Origin of the sequence: Corynebacterium sp. AOP40-4SA-5, assembly GCF_052377355.1 — a bacterium.
Taxonomy (GTDB): Bacteria; Actinomycetota; Actinomycetes; order Mycobacteriales; family Mycobacteriaceae; genus Corynebacterium.
Genome location: NZ_JBQSWS010000016.1, coordinates 19717 through 41057 on the forward strand (window position 1 = coordinate 19717; position 21341 = coordinate 41057).

At 67.6% G+C, this 21341-nt stretch carries 20 protein-coding genes and 1 pseudogene; 11 read left to right on the plus strand and 10 right to left on the minus strand.

Annotation, left to right across the window (positions count from 1 at the left end; genetic code table 11):
* Window positions 1–35 precede the first annotated feature (35 nt).
* The 3 genes from purN to ACT3S3_RS10395 all read left to right on the plus strand — a co-directional run bounded on the left by purN (window position 36) and on the right by ACT3S3_RS10395 (window position 2877).
* Window positions 36–638: a phosphoribosylglycinamide formyltransferase gene (purN, locus tag ACT3S3_RS10385; RefSeq protein ID WP_301442785.1), complete on the plus strand. Its 603-nt coding sequence runs from the start codon at window positions 36–38 to the stop codon at window positions 636–638.
* Window positions 631–2235, plus strand: coding sequence for a bifunctional phosphoribosylaminoimidazolecarboxamide formyltransferase/IMP cyclohydrolase (gene purH / locus ACT3S3_RS10390; RefSeq protein WP_444614717.1), 1605 nt, complete (start codon window positions 631–633; stop codon window positions 2233–2235). Before purN ends, purH begins: the two co-directional genes overlap by 8 nt.
* A 66-nt stretch (window positions 2236–2301) precedes the next feature.
* Window positions 2302–2877: a dihydrofolate reductase family protein gene (locus ACT3S3_RS10395; protein ID WP_441579355.1), complete on the plus strand. Its 576-nt coding sequence runs from the start codon at window positions 2302–2304 to the stop codon at window positions 2875–2877.
* A gap of 14 nt (window positions 2878–2891) precedes the next feature.
* Here the strand turns inward: ACT3S3_RS10395 and ACT3S3_RS10400 are convergent, their stop codons facing one another.
* Complete coding sequence (locus ACT3S3_RS10400; RefSeq protein WP_444626749.1) at window positions 2892–3500, minus strand: TetR/AcrR family transcriptional regulator; 609 nt, start codon at window positions 3498–3500, stop codon at window positions 2892–2894.
* A 278-nt stretch (window positions 3501–3778) separates the two neighbouring features.
* Between ACT3S3_RS10400 and ACT3S3_RS10405 the strand changes: the two genes are divergently transcribed.
* The 6 genes from ACT3S3_RS10405 to ACT3S3_RS10430 are packed head-to-tail and all read left to right on the plus strand — an operon-like array spanning window position 3779 to window position 11856.
* The gene (locus ACT3S3_RS10405; protein WP_441579356.1) at window positions 3779–5383 is read left to right on the plus strand and encodes a carboxyl transferase domain-containing protein; all 1605 of its coding nucleotides are present in this window, start codon (window positions 3779–3781) and stop codon (window positions 5381–5383) included.
* 15 nt (window positions 5384–5398) lie between these two features.
* On the plus strand, window positions 5399–7504 hold the full coding sequence (locus ACT3S3_RS10410; protein ID WP_444614746.1) for an acetyl/propionyl/methylcrotonyl-CoA carboxylase subunit alpha: 2106 nt from the start codon (window positions 5399–5401) through the stop codon (window positions 7502–7504).
* A gap of 11 nt (window positions 7505–7515) precedes the next feature.
* On the plus strand, window positions 7516–8733 hold the full coding sequence (locus ACT3S3_RS10415) for an acyl-CoA dehydrogenase family protein (protein WP_441579357.1): 1218 nt from the start codon (window positions 7516–7518) through the stop codon (window positions 8731–8733).
* Window positions 8730–9230 (plus strand): MaoC family dehydratase, encoded by a 501-nt coding sequence (locus ACT3S3_RS10420; protein ID WP_444614715.1) that lies wholly within the window; start codon window positions 8730–8732, stop codon window positions 9228–9230. The genes ACT3S3_RS10415 and ACT3S3_RS10420 overlap by 4 nt, the downstream gene beginning before the upstream one ends.
* On the plus strand, window positions 9227–10168 hold the full coding sequence (locus tag ACT3S3_RS10425) for an HpcH/HpaI aldolase/citrate lyase family protein (RefSeq protein ID WP_441579358.1): 942 nt from the start codon (window positions 9227–9229) through the stop codon (window positions 10166–10168). The genes ACT3S3_RS10420 and ACT3S3_RS10425 overlap by 4 nt, the downstream gene beginning before the upstream one ends.
* A 5-nt stretch (window positions 10169–10173) precedes the next feature.
* On the plus strand, window positions 10174–11856 hold the full coding sequence (locus ACT3S3_RS10430; RefSeq protein WP_301442775.1) for an AMP-binding protein: 1683 nt from the start codon (window positions 10174–10176) through the stop codon (window positions 11854–11856).
* On the opposite strand, the gene ACT3S3_RS10435 is transcribed toward ACT3S3_RS10430, so the two are convergent.
* Window positions 11813–13294: a phytoene desaturase family protein gene (locus tag ACT3S3_RS10435; protein WP_441579359.1), complete on the minus strand. Its 1482-nt coding sequence runs from the start codon at window positions 13292–13294 to the stop codon at window positions 11813–11815. The two genes, ACT3S3_RS10430 and ACT3S3_RS10435, sit on opposite strands and share 44 nt — an antisense overlap.
* A 110-nt stretch (window positions 13295–13404) precedes the next feature.
* On the opposite strand from ACT3S3_RS10435, the gene ACT3S3_RS10440 reads away from it, so the two are divergent.
* A complete protein-coding gene (locus ACT3S3_RS10440) occupies window positions 13405–14601 on the plus strand; it encodes an acetyl-CoA C-acetyltransferase (RefSeq protein WP_444614714.1) in 1197 nt (398 codons plus the stop codon).
* Window positions 14602–14633: 32 nt separating this feature from the next.
* On the opposite strand, the pseudogene ACT3S3_RS10445 reads toward ACT3S3_RS10440, so the two are convergent.
* Window positions 14634–15799: pseudogene (locus tag ACT3S3_RS10445) on the minus strand (acyl-CoA dehydrogenase family protein).
* A gap of 33 nt (window positions 15800–15832) precedes the next feature.
* The gene (locus ACT3S3_RS10450; protein ID WP_441579321.1) at window positions 15833–16648 is read right to left on the minus strand and encodes a TIGR03084 family metal-binding protein; all 816 of its coding nucleotides are present in this window, start codon (window positions 16646–16648) and stop codon (window positions 15833–15835) included.
* 145 nt (window positions 16649–16793) lie between these two features.
* On the opposite strand from ACT3S3_RS10450, the gene ACT3S3_RS10455 reads away from it, so the two are divergent.
* Window positions 16794–18365, plus strand: a complete 1572-nt coding sequence (locus tag ACT3S3_RS10455; RefSeq protein ID WP_444626751.1) for an acyl-CoA synthetase — start codon at window positions 16794–16796, stop codon at window positions 18363–18365.
* 14 nt (window positions 18366–18379) lie between these two features.
* Here ACT3S3_RS10455 and ACT3S3_RS10460 read toward each other — a convergent pair whose 3' ends face one another.
* The 6 genes from ACT3S3_RS10460 to rpmB form a co-directional block, all read right to left on the minus strand.
* Window positions 18380–19351 (minus strand): AEC family transporter, encoded by a 972-nt coding sequence (locus ACT3S3_RS10460; protein WP_301441964.1) that lies wholly within the window; start codon window positions 19349–19351, stop codon window positions 18380–18382.
* A gap of 81 nt (window positions 19352–19432) precedes the next feature.
* Complete coding sequence (locus tag ACT3S3_RS10465; RefSeq protein ID WP_301524999.1) at window positions 19433–20107, minus strand: RDD family protein; 675 nt, start codon at window positions 20105–20107, stop codon at window positions 19433–19435.
* Between the two features lie 147 nt (window positions 20108–20254).
* Window positions 20255–20503 carry a 30S ribosomal protein S18 gene (gene rpsR / locus ACT3S3_RS10470; protein ID WP_038546820.1) on the minus strand — a complete coding sequence of 83 codons (249 nt, stop codon included), beginning with the start codon at window positions 20501–20503 and terminating at the stop codon, window positions 20255–20257.
* Between the two features lie 14 nt (window positions 20504–20517).
* Window positions 20518–20823, minus strand: coding sequence for a 30S ribosomal protein S14 (rpsN, locus tag ACT3S3_RS10475; RefSeq protein WP_301441962.1), 306 nt, complete (start codon window positions 20821–20823; stop codon window positions 20518–20520).
* A 3-nt stretch (window positions 20824–20826) separates the two neighbouring features.
* Window positions 20827–20991: a 50S ribosomal protein L33 gene (gene rpmG, locus ACT3S3_RS10480; protein ID WP_010187624.1), complete on the minus strand. Its 165-nt coding sequence runs from the start codon at window positions 20989–20991 to the stop codon at window positions 20827–20829.
* The gene (gene rpmB, locus ACT3S3_RS10485) at window positions 20991–21227 is read right to left on the minus strand and encodes a 50S ribosomal protein L28 (RefSeq protein WP_301441961.1); all 237 of its coding nucleotides are present in this window, start codon (window positions 21225–21227) and stop codon (window positions 20991–20993) included. Before rpmB ends, rpmG begins: the two co-directional genes overlap by 1 nt.
* Between the last annotated feature and the right edge of the window lie 114 nt (window positions 21228–21341).

Consider the following 21341-nt stretch of genomic DNA (forward strand, 5'->3'; position numbering starts at 1 on the left):
CGGTCCGCCGCACGGTGCAGCGCGCGGGGGACGTCCTGCGCGTCGTTGTCCTGGCCTCGGGAACCGGGACACTGCTGCAGTCGATGCTCGACGACCTCGGCGAAGGCGTCGAGGTCGTGGCGGTGGGGGTCGATCGGCCGTGCGCCGCCGAGGAGCGTGCCGCGCAGGCCGGCGTCCCCTCCTTCCGGGTGGACTACAACCCGGAGCGGGTCAGCGGCTACGACCGTGCGGGGTGGAATGAACGCCTGGCGTCCGAGATCGCCGCCTACACGCCGGACGTCGTCGTCAGCGCGGGGTTCATGCGCATCCTCGGCGCGCCGGTGGTCGAGCGGTTCCGGGGGCGGATCATCAACACGCACCCGGCGCTGCTGCCGTCCTTCCCCGGCGCCCATGCCGTGGAGGACGCCCTGGCCTACGGCGTCGCACTCACCGGATCGACCGTCCACGTCGTCGACGACGGGGTGGACACCGGACCGATCATCGCCCAGCGTGCTGTGCCGGTGCTCCGGGCCGATTCAGTGGAGTTGCTCCACGAGCGGATCAAGACCGTCGAACGGGCGCTGATCGTCGACGTGCTCCACCAGACCGCGCAGAGCGGTTACACCATCGAAGGACGAAAGGTCTGCATCAATGACTGAAACCACGACTGGAACGACCCGCCCCATCCGCCGCGCGCTGATCAGCGTGTACGACAAGTCCGGGCTGGAGGACCTCGCCACGGGTCTGCACCGTGCCGGGGTGGAGATCGTGTCGACCGGGTCCACCGCCGCGAAGATCGCGGACGCCGGGGTGCCCGTGGTGCGGGTCGAGGAGCTCACCGGGTTCCCGGAGTGTCTCGAGGGCAGGGTCAAGACGCTGCACCCGCGCGTGCACGCCGGCATCCTCGCCGACACCCGTAAGGATGACCACCTGGCCCAGCTCAAGGACCTGGGTGTGGAGCCCTTCGACCTGGTCGTGGTGAACCTGTACCCGTTCACCGACACGGTGGCCTCGGGCGCGGACTTCGACGCGTGCGTGGAGCAGATCGACATCGGGGGCCCGTCGATGGTGCGTGCCGCGGCGAAGAACCACCCGTCCGTGGCCGTGGTCGTCGACCCGGCCGCCTACGGCGACGTGCTGTCGGCCGTGGAGGCCGGCGGGTTCACCCGCCAGGCCCGTACCCGGCTGGCCACCGAGGCGTTCCGGCACACCGCGTCCTACGACGTGGCCGTGGCGTCCTGGATGACGGAGCAGGTCGAGAAGGACGCCGAGGACGAGCAGGACGCCCGCTTCCCGGAGTGGATCGGTCAGGTCAACGAGCGTGTGCACTCGCTGCGTTACGGGGAGAACCCGCACCAGGCCGCCGCGGTGTACACCGCACCGGGCCAGGAGGGTGGGCTCGCCAACGCCGAGCAGTTCCACGGCAAGGCCATGAGCTACAACAACTACACCGACGCCGACGCCGCCTGGCGTTCGGCCTGGGACCACGAGCGTCCCTGCGTGGCGATCATCAAGCACGCGAACCCGTGCGGCATCGCCGTGGCAGACGACGTGGCCACCGCCCACCGCACGGCCCACGCCTGCGACCCGGTCTCGGCCTACGGCGGAGTCATCGCGGTGAACCGCCCGGTCTCCGTGGAGATGGCCAAGCAGGTCGCCGGGATCTTCACCGAGGTCATCGTGGCCCCCGGCTACGAGGACGGCGCCGTGGACGTGCTGAGCCGCAAGAAGAACATCCGTATCCTGCAGACCACCCCGCCGGTGCGTGAGGGTGCGGTGGAGCACCGCGAGATCTCCGGCGGTGTGCTGGTGCAGGAGCGCGACCTCGTCGACGCCCGCGGCGACGACCCGGCGAACTGGACGCTGGCCGCCGGTGGGGCCGCGGACGCCGCGACCCTCGCCGAGCTGGAGTTCGCCTGGCGTGCGGTGCGCGCGGTGAAGTCCAACGCGATCCTGCTGGCCAAGGACGGTGCCACCGTGGGAGTGGGCATGGGCCAGGTCAACCGCGTGGATTCGGCGAAGATCGCCGTGGACCGGGCGAACACCCTGGCGGGCGACGAGCGTCGCTCCGAGGGCTCTGTCGCCGCGTCCGACGCGTTCTTCCCCTTCGCCGACGGTTTCGAGACTCTGGCCGAGGCCGGGGTGCGTGCCGTGGTCCAGCCCGGTGGGTCGGTGCGTGACCAGGAGGTCATCGACGCCGCGGTCGCCGCAGGCGTGACGATGTACCTCACCGGGGAGCGCCACTTCGCGCACTGAGTGAGTGCAGGGCGGTTCCGCGGTTACGGGGCTACGATGAGGGTCCATCCTCGAGAGGACCCCACCATGAGCCGCAGGACCACCGCCCACCTCTTCCATTCCCTCGACGGTGTCGTCGAGGACCCCCACCTCTGGCAGTTCGACGCCTTCGGCCCGGAGGAGGGGGAGGCCATGGACGGCCTGCTCGCCCCGGTCACCGATGTGGTGATCGGGGCGACGTTGTGGCGGCAGTGGTCCGAGTACTGGCCCGGGGAGGTTGCCGGCGACGAGACGGACGGCTTCGGTGCCTGGGTGAACCCGGTGCGCAAGCACGTCGTCTCCTCGACGTTGGGGGACGAGCACCCCGACGGGCTCCCGTGGAACAGCACGTTGATCACCGGCGACCCCGTCGACTACCTCCAGGACCTCCGGGACTCCGAAGGCGGCGGCATCGCAGTGCTCGGCGGGATCACCACGGTACGCACGTTGTTCCTCGCTGGCGTCATCGACGAACTCACGCTCACGACCCACCCCGTCCTCGCGGGGACGGGTCGCCATCTCTTCGACGCGGAGATGCCCGTCACCCGGCTACGTCTGCTGGACGCCACGAAGACTTCCGTGGGCAACGCCGTGTTGACCTACGGGCTGCGACAGGGTGACTGACACGAGCGCTCAGGTCAGTTGTTTCGCGCCAGCCCGGCGTCGAGGATTGACGACCACCTGTCGACGGTCCGGCGCCGCTGATCCGAGTTGTCGACCAGGACCGCGCCCAGGCCGAGGCCGCGCGCCAGGTCGACCGTCATGCGCAGGAGCTCGCGGGTCGGGGGGTCGAGAAGGTCGGCGTCCAGTGCGATGGCCATGAGTTGCTGGACCTCACGTGCATACCGGCTATCGACCGACACGATCAGTTCGCGCAGGTCACCCTCTGATCCGGCTGCTGCGGACCACACGTGCAGGGCGGCGCGGAACGAATCGCTGGTGAAGGAGTCGAAAACGAGTTCCATCACCTCGACGGTCGGTGAACCGCCAGGGGGCGTCCCGAGATCGGCGACGGCCCGGCGAAGTTGATGGGTGAGCCTGGAGTAGAACTCCGCCACCGTTTCCTCGATCAGCACGTCGCGGGTCGGGAAGTGTCGCTGGGCGGCGCCGCGGGAGACGCCGGCCCCGACAGCCACCGCACTGACAGTCGTGTCGGCGGCCCCGTGGTGGGACAGCGTCGAGATTGCGGAGTCGAGGAGTTTTCGGCGTGTCTCCCGGCTCCGGGCCTGTTGTGGGGTGTGCGACATGTCGCCTCCGTTGGTCCATCCACGTCTGGGGTGTTGCTGGACAGGGTAGCAGTGTGGCGTGGTGGACAAGTGCGGAGGAACGCAGAAACACATCATTGATGATTCGCTATCCCTGGCTCTACCTGGGGATACATAGCCGGTGGGGGCGTGGTCCTTGAAATGAATCGTCGGTGATCTCTTTACTTTGTGTGCTGCATCACATACTGTCGTGCTTCAGAACCACATGCTGAGCATTGCAAAACGGAAGTAGTTCCGTGGTGCGAGGAGAGGACCACATGATGACGGCACCAACCGGAGCACCCGACCGCGCCGAGCACACCGTTGACCTCCGTTCGATGGTCACCGATCTTGAAGAACGTCTTGCCCGGGTTCGGCGTGGTGGGGGAGAGAGGGCGAGGCAACGACACGTGGACCGGGGAAAGATGCTTCCCCGCGACCGTGTCGACTCCCTGCTGGACCCCGGCAGTCCTTTCCTGGAGATCGCACCGCTGGCAGCGGAGGACATGTATGACGGGAAGGTGCCGGGTGCCGGAATCGTCGCCGGGGTCGGACTCGTGGAAGGCCGGCTATGCCTCATCGCAGCGAACGACGCGACCGTGTCAGGGGGTACCTACTACCCGGTGACGGTCAAGAAGCACCTACGTGCCCAGGAGATCGCGGAGGCGAACCGGCTTCCCTGCATCTACCTGGTCGACTCGGGCGGGGCGATGCTGCTCCAGCAGGACGAGGTCTTTCCGGACCGGGACCACTTCGGACGCATCTTCTACAACCAGGCCCGGATGTCCGCTGACGGGATCCCCCAGCTGTCCGCTGTGATGGGGTCGTGCACTGCAGGTGGTGCCTACGTTCCGGCGATTTCCGATGAAGCGGTCATCGTCGACGGTCAGGGGACGATCTTCCTCGCGGGCCCACCGCTGGTCAAGGCGGCGACAGGGGAGGACGTGAGTGCCGAGGACCTCGGCGGCGGTGCCATGCACTCCAGGATCTCCGGAGTCACCGACCATCTCGCCGCGGACGACGCGGACGCCATCCAACGAATCCGCGACATCGTCGCAACCCTTCCGCCGGACGCTCCCGCCGGAACGTCGGACGAACGCGGCACCGCAACGTCCTGCCGGCCACAGACCGACCTCTACGACATTGTGCCGCCGGACCTCAAGACCCCCTACGACGCACGTCAGGTCATTGAAATCCTGACGGACACGGGTTCCGTCCACGAGTTCAAGGCAGAGTACGACGACTCCGTGATCACCTGCTTCGCCAGGATCGAGGGGCACAGGGTCGGGATCATCGCCAACAACGGCGTCATCTTCGGAGACGGGGCGGTGAAGGCGGCCCACTTCATCGAGCTGTGTGAACAACGGGGCACACCGCTGCTGTTCCTCCAGAACACCACCGGGTTCATGGTCGGCAAAGACTATGAACAGGGAGGCATCGCCAAGAACGGCGCCAAGATGGTCACCGCCGTGGCGACGGCGAGCGTACCGAAGCTGACCGTGATCACGGGCGGAGGATTCGGAGCCGGGAACTACGCCATGTGCGGTCGCGCCTACTCACCCAGGTTCCTCTGGACGTGGCCGAACGCCAAGGTCTCGGTGATGGGCGGGGCCCAGGCCGCCATGACGTTGTCCACCGTGCGTGCCGCGAAACAGGAGCGCGAGGGACACACATGGTCTGAATCGGACCGTGCGGAGTTTGAGCAACCGATCCGGGACCTGTTCGACGAGAAGTCCAGCTGCTGGTACGGCACCGCCCGCCTCTGGGACGACGGCGTCATCGACCCCGCCGACACCCGGCGCATCCTGTCCATGGCCCTGGACGTCTGTGCACGGGTCCCACGTGATGACCAGGCCGGTTCCGGCTTCGGCGTATTCCGGATGTGAGGAAGCAGAATGAACATGTTCGACACCGTCCTTGTCGCCAACCGGGGCGAGATCGCCTGCCGGGTCATACGCTCGGTCCAGGACGCGGGGCTACGCGCCGTCGCCGTCTACTCCGACGCCGACGCGGCCGCCCCGCACGTGGGTGCCGCGGACCTGGCCGTGCGGCTCGGCCCGGCCGCGGCCGCCGAGTCTTACCTCAACATCGACCGGGTTCTCGCCGCCGTCGCCGCCTCCGGCGCCGGTGCCGTCCACCCCGGTTACGGGTTCCTGTCCGAGAACGCGGACTTCGCACGTGCCTGCGAGGACGCCGGCATCGTCTTCATCGGGCCGTCCGCCGAGGCCATCGAGGAAATGGGTGACAAGATCACCGCCAGGGCCACCGTCGAGTCCAGGGGAGTGCCGACCGTGCCCGGCATCTCGCGCCCCGGCCTCACCGACGAGCAGCTCGTCGACGGGGTGACCGGCGCCGACGGAGGCGACGGGGTGGAGTTCCCCGTACTCATCAAGCCCTCGGCCGGGGGCGGGGGCAAGGGCATGCACGTCGTGGAGGAGCCGGACGGACTACCGGGGGCCATCGCCACGGCACGTCGGGAGGCGGCGTCCACTTTCGGCGACGACACCCTGTTCATCGAGCACTACGTGGAGACTCCACGGCACATCGAGGTGCAGGTCATGGCGGACGCACACGGCAACGTGATCCACCTCGGCGAGAGGGAGTGTTCGCTGCAACGGCGCCACCAGAAGGTCATCGAGGAAGCGCCGTCGACGTTGCTCGACGCACAGACACGGACACGTATCGGCGAGGCGGCCTGCGACGCCGCCCGGGCGTGCGGCTACCGGGGTGCCGGAACCGTGGAGTTCATCGTCTCCGCCTCGAGGCCGGACACCTTCTTCTTCATGGAGATGAACACCCGGCTGCAGGTGGAACACCCGGTCACGGAGCTGGTGACGGGCATCGACCTGGTGGACCTGCAGATCAAGGTTTCCCAGGGCGAGCACCTGCCCATAACTCAGGAACAGGTGACGATGACCGGACATGCCGTGGAGGCCAGGGTGTACGCCGAGGACCCCGCCAACGGCTTCCTGCCCACCGGCGGGCTGATCACCTCCCTGCGTTGGCCCACCGGCCCCGGCGTACGCGTCGACGCAGGAGTCGTCGAAGGCCAGGAGGTCAGCCCGGACTACGACCCGATGCTCGCCAAGGTCATCTCCCACGGTGCCGACCGGGACCAGGCGGTGCAGCGCCTCGACGAGGCTCTCGCACGGACTCTCATCGTGGGGCCCGGCACCAACATCGAGTTCAACCGGTACCTCCTCGAGGATCCGAAGGTTCGCACCGGGGAGCTCGACACCGGACTGCTCGACCGCATCGCAGACGACTTTGCGGAACGCCAGGCACCCGGGGAGGCCGTTCTGGTCGCCGCGCTCGCGCTGCGGGACTCGGCGAGGCAGGAGGAGGGTAGGTCTGGCCGGCACCGTGCCTGGGCACAAGCCGACGGCTGGAGGCTGGGTGGGGTACCGGCACCCTTCCGGACCAGACTCGCCGTGCCCGGTACCGGTCCCGTCGACGTCCGCCTGGACGTGGACGGCGACCGGGTGACCTGTACGCAGACCCCGGTGGATCCGGAGCAGACCGCAGATGGGCCGGTGCAGGCCACACTCACCACCTACCCGGGTTCCGGGAAGGACGAGACGAACCGTGTGCTGACCCCGCGAGGGGAGATCGCGCCGGGCCGTCGCTGGTTGAGCAGGAACCTGGCTGTCCCGCTGGACGCGGCGGGTGGGCGGTCGGTCGCCGTCTCCGGCAGTGAGGGGACCTGGGTTTTCGAACCCCTCGGCCTGTCCAGTTCCGCCGTGGACCTCCAAGGCGGGGAGGACGACGTCCTCAGCCCCATGCCCGGCACCGTCGTCGCCGTGCCCGTGCAGGACGGCGCGACGGTGACCGGGGGCCAACCGCTGATCGTGCTCGAGGCCATGAAGATGGAGCACTGCCTGACCGCAGCGCATGACGGAACCGTGAGCCTCGGTTGCGCCGTGGGCGACAAGGTCGGCGCCGGCACGGTCCTGGCGACTGTGGCCGCCGTCGCCGACACCGAACCAGAACAACCACACCACTCGTGAAAGGACGCACCATGTCTCCTCAGTCTGTATCTTCCACACGTTCCTCCATCGCCGATGATGGACTCTCCACGGAACTCGCTGACCTGCGTCGCACGGTCGAGGAGTTCGCCAACGAGGTCGTCGACCCGAAGTCCGCCGACAACTACCGGAACCACACCTTCGACTACGACATCGTCGCCCAGATGGGGGACCTCGGACTCTTCGGCCTGCCGTTCTCCGAGGAGTACGGCGGCATGGGCGGCGACTACTTCGCGCTCGGAGTCGCCCTCGAGGAGCTGGCCCGCGTCGACCAGTCCGTGGCCATCACCCTTGAAGGCGGATGCTCTCTCGGAGCCATGCCGATCTACCGCTTCGGTGATGAGGCGCAGAAGGAGAGGTGGCTTCCCGACCTCGTCGCGGGCCGGGCACTCGCCGGATTCGGTCTCACCGAACCGGGTGCCGGATCGGATGCCGGCGGGACGGCGACCACCGCGAAACTCGACGACGGTCACTGGGTGGTCAACGGGTCGAAACAGTTCATCACCAATTCCGGGACTGACATCACCTCGCTGGTCACCACGACCGCGGTGACCGGCACCCGCGAGGACGGGAGGAAGGAACTCTCGGCGATCATCGTGCCCACGGATACACCCGGGTTCACCGCGGAACCCGCCTACGACAAGGTTGGTTGGAACAGTTCGGACACCCACCCGCTGAGCTACGACGACGTCCGGGTCCCGGAAGCCAATCTTCTCGGCACCCGGGGCAGGGGATTCGCGCAGTTCCTCTCCATCCTCGCCGAGGGGCGGGTGGCGATCGCGGCACTGGCGACCGGCGTGGCCCAGGGATGCGTGGACGAGGCCGTGTCCTATGCGAGGCAGCGGACGTCCTTCGGCCGGCCGATCGCGGAGTACCAGGGGATTTCCTTCAAGATCGCCCGGATGGAGGCACGCGCCTGGTCCGCGAGGCAGGCGTGGAGGTCTGCGGCGAGGAAGATGCTCACCGGTGCCGACTTCAGCAGGGAGGCGTCCATCGCGAAGATGCTCTCCGCTGAGGCGGCGATGGACAATGCACGCGACGCGACACAGGTGTTCGGCGGTGCCGGCTACATGAACGAGACCCGCGTGGCCCGTCACTACCGTGACTCCAAGATCCTCGAGATCGGTGAGGGCACCACGGAGGTCCAGCTCATGCTCATCGCCCGGTCGCTCGGCCTGGAGGGCCCGGAGAGCGGGAAGGGGAGGTCATGAACGCGGTCGAACAACGTGGCCTGTGGCTGGAGGAGTTCAGTGAGGGCACGACCTACCTGCACCGTCCGGGGCGGACGGTGACGGAGGCGGACAACACCTTCTTCACCACGCAGACGATGAACACCCAGCCACTCCACCTCGACGCGGCGTGGGCGTCGACCCAGCACGGTTTCCGCGGTGAGCGCCTGGTGAACTCGATGTTCACCCTGTCCACGGTGGTGGGCCTGTCGGTGAACCAGCTGACGCTCGGCACGATCGTGGCCAACCTCGGTTTCTCCGACGTGGCGTTCCCGGCCCCCATGTTCCACGGAGACACCCTGTACGCCGAGACCACGTGCATGTCCACCAGGGTCTCGGAGTCACGACCTGGCCAGGGTGTGGTGGAACTCCGGCACGTGGGGCGCAACCAGCACGGCGACGTCGTGTGTACCGCAGTGCGATCCACGCTGGTGCGACGTCGGCCGGAACAGCCAGGGGAGCAGGGGGCCGGGTCATGACGCAATCGGTAGATCGCTGGGCCCCGCCCGGCCCGGCCCTGCTCTTCGCCCCGGCCGACCGCCCGGAGCGTTTCACCACCGCGGCCGAGCGGTCGGACGCCGTCATCCTCGACCTGGAGGACGGGTGCAGGAGGGAGAACCGTGCCACCGCCCGACGGAACGTCGTCTCCGCCGGACGTGAGGGCACACTGGATCCGGCACGCACGGTCGTGCGGGTCAACCCGCCGGGCACCGGCGACTTCGGGGAGGACGTGCGCGCGGTCGCCGCGTCCGGTTTCCGGACGGTGATGCTGCCGAAGACCGAGGGCGCCGACTCGGTGGAGGCATTGCGTGACGTCCTCCCCGAGGCGGAGGCTTGGCGGGTCATCGCCCTCGTCGAGACGCCGAGAGGCGCCTTGTCCCTGGCCTCCGTCGCCGACCATCCGCAGGTGGACGCCCTGATGTGGGGTGCCGAGGACCTGACGGCGGCCCTCGGCGGCACCGCCTCACGGTACGGTGCGGACGAACTGCCCACCACTGGTGGAGGCGTCTCCGGAAGTCCCGGAGGGTACCGGGAGGTACCGCGGCTCGTCCGCTCGATGGTCCTGCTGCACGCAGCGGCGGCGAACATCGTCGCCCTCGACTCGATCCACGCCGACACCTCGGACACCACCGGTGCGGGGGCCGAGGCCGTCGACGCGGCGGCCAGCGGTTTCTCGGCGACCGTCGCCATCCACCCCGGTCTCGTCCCCGTCATCCGGGAGGCGTACCGGCCCACCCGGGAGCAACAGGAGTGGGCCCGCCGGGTGGTCGCCGGGGCCGCCGCCAACTCCGGTGCCTTCGCCGTCGACGGCAGGATGATCGACGCACCGCTGCTCCGCCAGGCAGAGGAGATCCTGAACCGTACGTCCACCACAACACAACCACCACACGAGCCACCACACGAGCACAGGAGCTGAAACCCATGGCACCCGTTTTCCTTTCCTCCCCCGGCGACATCGACCCGTCGTTGTCCCACGCGCTGGGGCCGACGGACACACACCTGCTCGACGAGACCATCGGCCAGAACCTGGCCCGGACGGTCGCCGCCTTCCCGGACAAAGACGCACTCATCGACCTCTACGGCGACATCCACCTCAGCTACCAGGAACTGCACCGCAAGGTGCTCAAGCTGGCGTCAGGACTGCACAACGCCGGATACCGGAGGGGCGACCGCATCGGGGTGTGGTCACCGAACCGGTGGGAGTGGGTCATCCTGCAGTTCGCCACCGCGGAGATCGGTGCGATCCTGGTCTGCATCAACCCCACGTACCGTGCCCGTGAGCTGACGTACGCGGTGAACCAGTCGGGGGTCAAGGGACTGTTCTCCGCCGGTAGGTTCAAGGACTCCAACTACCGGGCGATGGTCGGTACGGTCGAGCACACCTTCGACCGGCCCTACAAGGAGACGATCTTCTTCGGCTCCGAACGCTGGGAGGAGTTGGCCGGCCACGCGGTCCTGGACCTGAAGGCGGTGCGGGATTCACTCGATCCCCACGATCCGATCAACATCCAGTACACCTCGGGGACGACCGGCATGGCCAAGGGAGCCACGCTGACCCACCACAACATCCTCAACAACGGCTACCTCATCGGTGAACGGCTGAGCTACACCGAGAACGACCGGGTGGTCGTTCCGGTACCGATGTTCCACTGCTTCGGCATGGTTCTGGGGGTTCTGGCCGCCTTCACACACGGGGCGGCGGTGATCTTCCCGGGGCCGGTCTTCACTCCGGAGAGCACGTTGGAGGCGGTCCACCTGGGACAGGGGACAAGCTTGCTCGGCGTCCCGACCATGTTCATGGCCGAACTGCGGGCACTGGAACAGCTCAAGGAGAAGGGCAAGGAGTTCGACCTGTCCGGTCTGCGCACCGGGATCATGGCGGGGACCTCCTGTCCCACGACGACGATGCGTGAAGTCATCGACGTCCTCGGCATCACGGAGATCAGCATCTGCTACGGGATGACCGAGACCTCGCCGGTCAACCACCAGACCCTGCCAGATGACCCGGTGGAGAAGAGGGTCGAGACGGTCGGCCGGGTCGGTCCGCATCTGGAGGTGAAGGTCGTCGACCTCGACGGGGCCACTGTGCAGCGTGGGGTACAGGGTGAGCTGCTGGTGCGCGGTTACTCGGTGATGCGTGGATACTGGGACATGCCGGAGAAGACGGCGGAGGCGGTCGACCCCGAGGGGTGGATGCACTCCGGTGACCTCGGTGTGATGGACACCGAGGGTTACGTCCAGGTCACCGGCAGGATCAAGGACATGGTCATCCGCGGCGGGGAGAACATCTACCCGCGGGAGATCGAGGAGTTCCTGTACGAGCACCCCGACATCGCCGACGTCCAGGTCATCGGGGTGCCCGACGAGAAGTACGGCGAGGAGCTCATGGCCTGGGTCATCATGGATGACGGCAAGGAACCGCTGACCGTGGAGGACATCCGTTCCTACTGCGACGGCCAGTTGGCCAGGTTCAAGGTGCCCAGGTACGTGCACGTCACGGACGCTTTCCCGATGACCCTCTCCGGCAAGGTCAGGAAGGTCGAGATGCGGGAGAAGTCCATCAGCATCCTGGGGATCTACGAGAAGTCCTCGCCCCGTCGGTGAGCGCCCGCCGTGCGGCGTTGACGCCGCACATGAAGTGCACCCCACCGCCGGGAGCGGTGGACGAGGAGCACAGGTAGACCCCCTCCACCCCGGTGGAGTAGGGGTCCGGGCTCAACCGGGGACGGGCGATCAGCTGGACCAGGTCGTTGGCCCCGCCGGAGATGTCCCCGCCGAGGTTGTTGGCGTTGTGCTCCTGCACCGCCGACGGGGGAGAGGCGACCCAGTCCACGACCGTGTCGCGGAAACCGGGGGCGGCCCGCTCGATCTGGGCGGTGACGAGCTCGAAGGTCTCCTGCGCGCTGCCGTCCCATCCGGCGGGCACGTGGGCGTAGGCCCACAGCGGGTTCAGCCTGCGCCCACCGGTGACTCTGCTGCGCGAGGGGTCGGCGAGGTACTGCTGGCCGACGAGGGTGAACGGGCGGCGGGGGAGCCGTCCCGACCAGCAGTCCTTCTCGGCGGCGGCGATCTCCTCGGCCGTGCCGCCGAGGTGGACGGTGCCGGCGCGGTGGGCGTCCGGCGACAGCCACGGCACGTCGCCGTCGAGCACGTAGTCGATCTTGGCGACGGCGGGGCCGCGGCGGAACCGTGACCATGCCCGCGCGGTGCGGGCGGGCAGCCGCTCGCCGAGGATGCCGGCGGCGGTCTCCACGGAGGTGTCGAGCAGGACGATGTCGGCGTCCTGCGCCTGCGCCAGGTCAGTGACACGGGTGTCGGTGAGCACCGTGCCCCCGAGCTCCTCGAGCTCGGCGACCAGGGCGTCGGCGATGGACTGGGACCCTCCCACGGCGACGGGCCAGCCGTGCCGGTGTCCGGCGACGGTCAGCAGCGTGCCGGCCGCGGAGGACGCCGGGAGGTGCAGCGGGGTGAAGGCGTGGGCGGCGACACCGGCGAACAGGGCGCGCGCCTCCGCCGAACGCCACCGCCGCCACGACCAGGACGCCGGCAGCGCCGCACCGGCCCCGAAGGCGGCCAACAGCACCGGGTGGCGGGGCACGTGCAGCAGCGGGCCGAGGAACTCCTCGGCGACGGCGTCCGCCCGCGTCGCGAGCGGACCGAAGGACGCCTGCCAGAGCCGTCCGTCCTGCCCCGGGAGTCCTTCGCCGGTGGTCTGCGGCGAGGTGTGCAGTGTGGCGGAGCGTCCGGCGGACAGGACGTGGACCATGTCCACCGGCGCGGAGGCGAAGCGCAGCCCGTGGCGTCGCAACGCCGGCCCGAGCGAGGGGTCACGCAGCAGCGGGCTGGCCTGGGCCAGCGGATGGGCCGCCGAGCACAGGTCGTGCAGTACCCCGGTGTGCATCAGTTCGGCGCTGCGCACCCCGCCGCCCACCGTGGGTTCGGCCTCGAGCACGGTGACGTCCAGCCCGGCCCGGGCCAGGACGACCGCGGCGGCCAGTCCGTTGGGGCCGGAACCGACGACGGTGGCGGTGGATGCAGGCATGGCACCGACCCTATCGCGCGACCGTCGAATATCGCCCGAACCGCACCCGGAACGCCGTCGGGGACCATAATGGGACGCACGGAACTCTTCCACGAAAGGAACATGGCACCATGAGCAACCCCACCCCGTCCCCCGAGGACGTCGTCATCGTCGGAGCCGCCCGCACCGCCCAGGGCAAGATGCTCGGCGTGCTGGCCTCCAAGTCCGCCGTCGAGCTCGGCGCGGCGGCCATCACCGGTGCCCTGGAGAGGGCGGGTGTGGCGGCGGATACCGTCGACTACGTCTACATGGGCCAGGTCGTCCAGGCCGCCGCCGGCCAGAACCCGGCGAAGCAGTCCGCGGTCACCGCGGGCCTGCCGATGTCCACCCCGGCGGTCACCGTGAATAAGGTGTGCCTGTCCGGGCTGGACTCGGTGATCAACGGTGCGCGCATGCTCAAGGTGGGTGACGCGCAGGTCGTGGTCGCCGGTGGTCAGGAGTCGATGACCAACGCCCCGCACCTGGCCGCCGGTGTGCGCGCCGGGGCGAAGTTCGGTTCGCTGGCGCTGCAGGACTCCTTGGAACGCGACGGTCTGGCCGACCCCGTGCACGGCACGGCGATGGGTGTGGAGACCGAGGCCGGCAACACCGACCGAGGCATCACCCGTGAGGCGCAGGACGAGGTCGCCGCCCTGTCGAACCAGCGCGCCGAGGCCGCCATCGCCGACGGCACCTTCGCCGAGGAGATCGTGCCCGTGGAGGTCCGCAGGCGTCGCGAGACCGTGGTCGTCGACACCGACGAGGGCGTGCGCCCGGGCACCACGCAGGAGGGGCTGGCCGCGTTGCGTCCGGCGTTCGCGAAGGACGGGACGATCACCGCCGCCTCGGCGTCACAGATCTCCGACGGTGCGTCGGCCGTGGTGCTGACCACGCGTGCCTACGCCGAGGAGAACGGGTTGACCGTCCTGGCCACCCTGGGTGCCGCCGGCGAGACCGCGGGGCCGGACACGTACCTGCACTCCCAGCCGGCGCAGGCGGTCTCCGCCGCACTCGACAAGCAGGGCTGGTCGACGTCCGACCTGGACTTCCTGGAGGTCAACGAGGCCTTCGCCTCCGTGGTGGTGCAGTCGGTCAAGGACCTTGACTACCCGCTGGAGAAGACGAACATCCACGGCGGCGGTATCTCGCTGGGCCACCCGATCGGCGCCTCGGGCGCCCGCCTGGTGGTGACCGCCGCCTACGAGCTCAACCGTCGTGGCGGGGGACGTGCCGCGGTGTCGCTGTGCGGTGGCGGCGGTCAGGGCGACGCGCTGCTGCTCTGGCGCTGACGTCCCCCCCCCACGGCTTCGGGGAGGTGGGGTCAGGGGCGGTAGCCGAGCCGGCGGGCGGCGAGTTCGCGCAGGATCTCCACCGTCCCGCCGCCGATCCCGTTGATCCTCATGTCACGGTACTGCCGCTCGACCTCTGTGCCCTCCATGAACCCGGCGCCGCCGAACAGCTGGACGGCCTGGTGGGTCACCCATTCCCCGGTCTCGGTGCAGGTGTTCTTGGCGAAGCATGCCTCGGCGACCAGGTCGTCCTCCCCGTCCTCCACCCGGTCGACGAGACTGCGGACGTAGGTGCGTGCGACCTCCGTCCGTCGGGCCATCTCCGACAGCGTCATCTGGATGCTCTGACGTGCGATCAGGGGTTCACCGAAGGTCTCCCTGTCGCGGCACCACTGGACACTGAGGTCGAGGCAGCGCTGCGCCTGGGAGTAGGCCTGGATGGCCATGCTCAGCCGTTCGGTCACGAAGGCCATGGAGATCAGGAGGAACCCGGAGTTCTCCTCACCGACGAGGTTGCCCGTGGGGACGCGCACGTCGGTCAAGGAGATCTCGGCGGTGTCGGACGAGCGCCACCCCATCTTCGTCAGCTTGCGGGTGACCTCGAAGCCCGGGGTGTCGTTGTCCACGACGATCAGCGAAACCCCCCCCGGGCACCTTTGAGCGCATCGCCGCCGGTGCGGGCGGCGACGACGGTGAATTCACCGCGGACGGCGGAGGTGATGAAGGTCTTCGAACCGTTGATGACGTACTCGTCGCCGTCCTTGACGGCGGTGGTCTTCAGGTTGCCGACGTCGGAGCCGCCACCGGGTTCGGTGATCCCGAGGGAGCCGATCCTGTCGCCGCTCAGGGTGGGACGGGCGTACTTGTCGATGAGGTCGTGGTCCCCGCCGGCGACGATGTGGGGGCAGGAGATGGTCACGGTGAACAGTGACGCCTGGACACCGGCGGCCACCCCGGCCTCGTGCATGGCCTCGGCGACGGCAGTCGACTCGCGCATTCCCGCGCCCTCCCCACCTGCCTCGGTGGGGAATGCCAGGCCCAGGAGGCCGAGTTTGCCTGCTTTCCCGGAGAGCTCCCGGGGGATCTGTCCATCCTCCTCCCACTGGTCCTGGTAGGGGAGGATCTCGGCCGCGGAGAAGTCGACGGCCGTCTTGCGGAGTGCGGCGATCTCTGGGGTGTTCCAGTGCTTGTGGCTCATACAGGTCCTTTCGTGATGTGGGTCAGGTGTCTGTTACCGATTATGGACGACTGATTTCGGCGGGCCGGCGAAGATCTGCGCGAATTCCGCCCACCGCCGGGGTTCCTCGCCCTCGAAGACCAGGGAGAGATCCTTGACCTCCCGTCGCTGTGAGACGAACAGGCAGAAGTCCAGCGCAGGCCCCTTCACCGTCCCGATGGCAGATCCGTCGTCGGGCCCCCACGACCACGTCCCGCCGTCGGGGGACTCGAGTTCGACGAGGAACTCCCCCTCGGGCGCGGTGAGGTCGTTGATGACGTAGGAGAAGTCGCGGGTGATCACCCCCAGGTGGCAGATGTCCCGCAATCCGCCGGACACGGGGCGTTCGATGCCCAGGGCGTCCGCGACGTCCTGGCCGTGGGCCCACGTCTCCATGAGTCTCGCGGTCGCCATGGAGCGCAGGCCCATAGGCGGTCCGAACCACGGGTACTTGCGTGGCGTGCCGGCCGCCTCCTGCCGAAAAGCCTCGTCAAGTTGCTTTCTCGATGTGCGCCAACGTTCCAGCAGCTCCGGGATGGGGGATGCTGCCCCCTCCGCCGCCGTCCTGTCGGTGATGCTCTCCGGGTTCGCCCGCGCATCGAGGTCGTAGGTCGAGAAGGGCCCGTCGTCGCTGGTCGAGGCGAGCGAGGCCGAGGCTGCCTCGTCGGTCCATGACAGATGGGCGATCTGGTGGGCGATGGTCCACCCGGGCGCGGGGGTCGGACGAGACCATGTGGAGCCGTCGATGTCCCGGACCAGCCCTTCGAGGGCGTCGCCCTCTTTTCTGAGGACGTCCAGGGTGGCGAGGGTGGGATCGGGGGAAGTGGGCATGGAACCTCCGGTGTCGGGGTGATGTGCACCACATACTGACATACTTTCCTGCAAAAAAGAAGCACTTGCGATTAATTTTTGAACCCTGTATGTCTTGTCGGCAAAACAAGATTCGCGGATCAGATGACGGATGGGAGAGGTAGCCATGGGAGACAGGCTCGATCGTGGGTTCGGCAACTGGGTCACACTGCACAGCAAGAGGTATCCGGAGTCGGTGGCCTACATCGACGGTGAGACCGGATCCGTACGGACGTATGCTCAGCTCGAGGAGCGTACGAACGCGCTGGCGGACGTGCTCGCCAAGCGCGGTACGGCACGTGGGGACCGGGTCGCCCTCGTGACGATGAATTCCATCGAGACGATGGAGATCCTGGTGGCGGTGGCGAAGCTCGGGGCGATTGCGGTGCCGATCAACTACCGTTTGACGTCGAAGGAGATCGAGTTCATCCTCCTGGACTCGGGCGCGTCGAGCCTGTTCTTCTCGATGCCGTTCCTCGACCTCGTGAATGACGCGTGTACGGACGAGACCAGGGTTCGTGACCGGTTCGTGGTCCCGGATTCGGAGATGAGGTTGACCGGGAAGTCGTCGGACCTCGAGGCCATGATCACCCGGGGAAGTTCGGAGCGAGTGGTGCGGGAGGTCAATGAAGCCGACATCTGCGTGGTGATGTACACCTCCGGCACCACCGGCAAGCCGAAGGGAGCCATGCTGAGCCACGGGAACTTCGTCTGGAACGCGGTACACAGTCTAGGGCTCGGTGATGGCTGGACCGCAGGGGACAGGACGATCTCAGCGGCACCCCTGTTCCATATCGGGGCGCTCGGCGTCAACACCCTGCCGTTCCTCTTCATCGGCGGGAGTTGTGTGGTCCTGGAGAACTTCGTCCCGGCGAACTGGATCTCCTCCGTCGAGAAGTACGGGGTCACCAATGCATTCCTCGTGCCCGTGATGTGGTCGGCCGTTCTCGGTGACGCGTCCTTCGGGGCAGGGCAGGTGCGGAGCCTACGTTTTGCCGTCTCGGGAGGAGCTCCCTGTCCGGTCGCGGTGATCGAGGCTATGCGTGAACTCGGGGTCCCGTTCACCGAGGGGCTGGGGATGACCGAGACGAGCCCCCTTTGCGCCGTGCTACGTCAGGACGAGGGACTTCGGAAGAAAGGCACGGTAGGAAAGCCCGTACAGCAGGTCGAGTTCCGGATCGAGGACGACGCCGGGGAGGACGTGGGGGTTGGACGCGTTGGCGAACTACTCGTGCGCGGCCCGAACGTGTTCTCCGGCTACTGGAACAATCCGAAGGCGACGTCCGAGGCTCTCCGGGACGGCTGGTTCCACACCGGAGACCTGGCCAAGGTGGACGAGGAGGGGTTCTACACGTTGGTGGACCGCAAGAAGGACATGGTCATCACCGGAGGGGAGAATGTCTATTCAACCGAGGTGGAGTCGGTGGCGCGCGGGCACCCGGACGTTCGCGACGTTGCGGTGATCGGCATCCCGGACGAGAAGTGGGGTGAGGCGGTGACCGCGGTGGTGGTTCGAGCCGAAGGTTCCTTGCTGACGCCTGAGGAGCTGATCGCGTGGTCGCGCCGAAGCTTGGCGGGGTTCAAGGTGCCGAAGTCCGTGGAGTATGTCGACGTCCTACCGCGCAATGCCACCGGTAAGGTCCTCAAACGAACGCTGCGCGCTGAACGCACCGGGAGTGAGATGTCTGTACGCCGGTGACGATGCGCTTGTACTCACCCGAGCAACAACGTGATCACCGCGATGGAGGGGATGGACAGCATCGTGCTGATCACCGCGGTATCGCGGGCCAGCACGGTGTTCACACCGAAACGCTGCGAGTAGGTGAACACGTTCTGCGCCGTCGGCAGTGCCGCCACCACGACGAACACCAGGAGAGCGGCACCGGAGGCGTCGAAGAGCAGGCGGGCCGCGGCGTAGGCGATCAGGGGGTGCACGACGGTCTTGGTCAGTGCGGCGAGCCACACGCTGCGCCGTGGACTGGTCTCCCGGTCGAGGACGGAGACCTCCGCCATCGACAGCCCGAAGGCGACGAGGGCGGCCGGCACGGTGCCTGCGGCAAGCAGTGCGACGGGCTCGGCGAGCATCTCCGGCAGCGTCCAGCCCGTGTTCGTGTACAGCAGGGACAGGACGATGCCCACGGCGGCCGCCACGATCAGTGGGTTCCGGATGACGCCGAGAACGAGTTCGCGCACCAGGGGGCCGATGTTGCTGCCGGCATCCGCGGCGTCCCGGCGGGCCTTGCGGGTGGTCACGTCCAGCAGTAGGACGGTGGCCGGACCGTACAGGGCGACCTGGAAGATGATCACCGGGAGTGAGGCGGTCGGGTCGTCGAGGACGTGGGTGGTGATGGGCACGCCGAGGTTCGAGCCGTTGCAGTAGGAGCAGGCGAGCATCGTGATCAGGCTGTCGGACGTCGGCCGGCGGGCGAGGAAGCGGTAGCCCAGGAATCCGACGGCCCCGGCGAGCAACGTGCTGATGACCACGATGGCGAGGTTCTCGCCGAAGACGGTGGCGAGGTCGGCCTCGCGCAGGAAGTTGATCAGCAGTGCGGGGGTGGCGAGGTAGAACACGAACATGTTCAGCGCGTACACCGCATTCGGTCCGAGCAGTCTGCGGCGGCCCACCAGGTAGCCGAGCGCGATGATGATCACCACCACCATGAACCCACTCAGAACGTTAAGCATGTGCACCATTAGATCAGGCCGGTGACCGCCCCCGACGATGCGGGGGAGGTGACCGGCCTGCTGCGGTGAGGAGGGCTGGTGTCAGCGGTTGTAGACCACGTACGACTTCGCCCACTTGTCGCAGATGTGCTGGCGGTGCGGGTCGCGGGCGATGAGCACGCCGAGGGCGGCGTAGATCGCGATGGATGCGATATTGCCGATGAAGGGGATCCATCCGACGACGATGCCCGCGAGGTACCAGCTGTTACGGATGAAGGAGTCCTTCGCGGAGATGACACGGCCGTCGGCGTCGACGACCTTGATACCCAGGGCCATCTTGCCCAGCGTGCGACCCGCGGTGGTCTCCATGCCGACACGGTAGGCGAACCACAGGACAAGGGAGAGCAGTGAGTAGAGGTAGAAGTTGCCGAGGTCGAGCTCGGGCTCGACACCGACCTGGCCTGCGTCCAGCCAGGCGGAGTAGTCGTCCATCCACGACATGAAGCCCGGGGCGATGAAAATCGCAGCCAGGACGACGGCCACGAGGAAGAAGAGGAGGCCGTCCAGCAGGAAGGCGCCCAGCCGTCGACCCGCCCCCGGGTACGCGTTGGAGGGGACGAGGCTGTTCGGGTCGTAGGCCTGCTGACCGTAGCCGAAGTCCTGGTTGGGGTACTGGGGCAGGCCACCCTGCCCGGTGTAGTCACCGTAGGAGGGCATGCCGCCGGTGTGCTCGTTGCGATCCTCGGGGGAGTTGTTCGGGTTGTACGGGTTCGTCATGTGGCCTTTCACGGTGTGTATGGACGTCTCAGGGTAACACCCCGTCGACGGGTACGACTGAACCCCGCCTCCGGCACAGGGCCGGGACGGGGTTCAGAAGGTCTTAGTTAAACGCGCGCTGCTGCTACGTCGGAGTCCGAGGCAGGATCAGCGGCTGTGGAACGGCAGGAGAGCCATTTCACGGGCGTTCTTGATCGCGGTGGCGACCTCGCGCTGCTGGCGGGGGGTCAGGCCGGTGACGCGGCGGCCACGGATCTTTCCGCGGTCGGAGATGAACTTACGCAGCAGTGCGTAGTCCTTGTAGTCGACGGTCTCGATGCCCTCGGCCTTGAGCGGGTTCTTCTTCGGGCGGCGGGACTGCTCGAGCCGCGCCTTCTTGTGGTTGGTGCGCTTCATGCGTGTGCTCCCTTTTACCAGCTGGACTTGCGAACGCCGGGCAGCTCACCGCGGTGAGCCATCTCGCGGACGCGGACACGGGACAGACCGAACTTGCGGAGGTAACCGCGGGGACGGCCGTCGGCGGCGTCACGGTTACGAACACGCACGGGGGCGGCGTCGCGCGGCTGACGGTTCAGCTCGAACTGAGCCTCGGCACGCTGGTCGTCGGTGGAGTTCGGGTTCTTGATGATCGCCTTGAGCTCGGCACGGCGCTCAGCGAAGCGAGCGACGATTTCCTTACGCTGCTCGTTCTTCGCGATCTTGGACTTCTTAGCCATAGATTAACGCTCCTCGCGGAACTCGACGTGCTTCCGGACGATCGGATCAAACTTCTTGAGCGTGATCCGGTCCGGGTTGTTCCGCTTGTTCTTGCGGGTCACGTAGGTGTAACCGGTGCCCGCGGTGGACTTCAGCTTGATGATGGGGCGGATATCGTTACGTGCCATCAGATCTTCTCCCCACGTGCGCGGATCTTGGCGACGACGGCTTCAATGCCGTTCTTGTCGATGGTCTTCAGGCCCTTGGTGGAGACGTTCAGCGTGATGGAACGACCCTCGGAGGGCAGGTAGAACGAACGGCGCTGGATATTCGGGTTCCAGCGGCGGTTCGTGCGGCGGTGCGAGTGCGAGACGGTTTTGCCGAAACTCGGCTTCCGACCCGTGACCTGGCAATGTGCCGACATGGGTATCTTTCTCCTTCCGCCCGCGTAAGCGGTCCCTCGTGCCGCGCCGACAGTGGAGGACACCACTGCGAAAACCCACATCTAGACGGGATGTGGGGCCGGGGCACTGTCTGG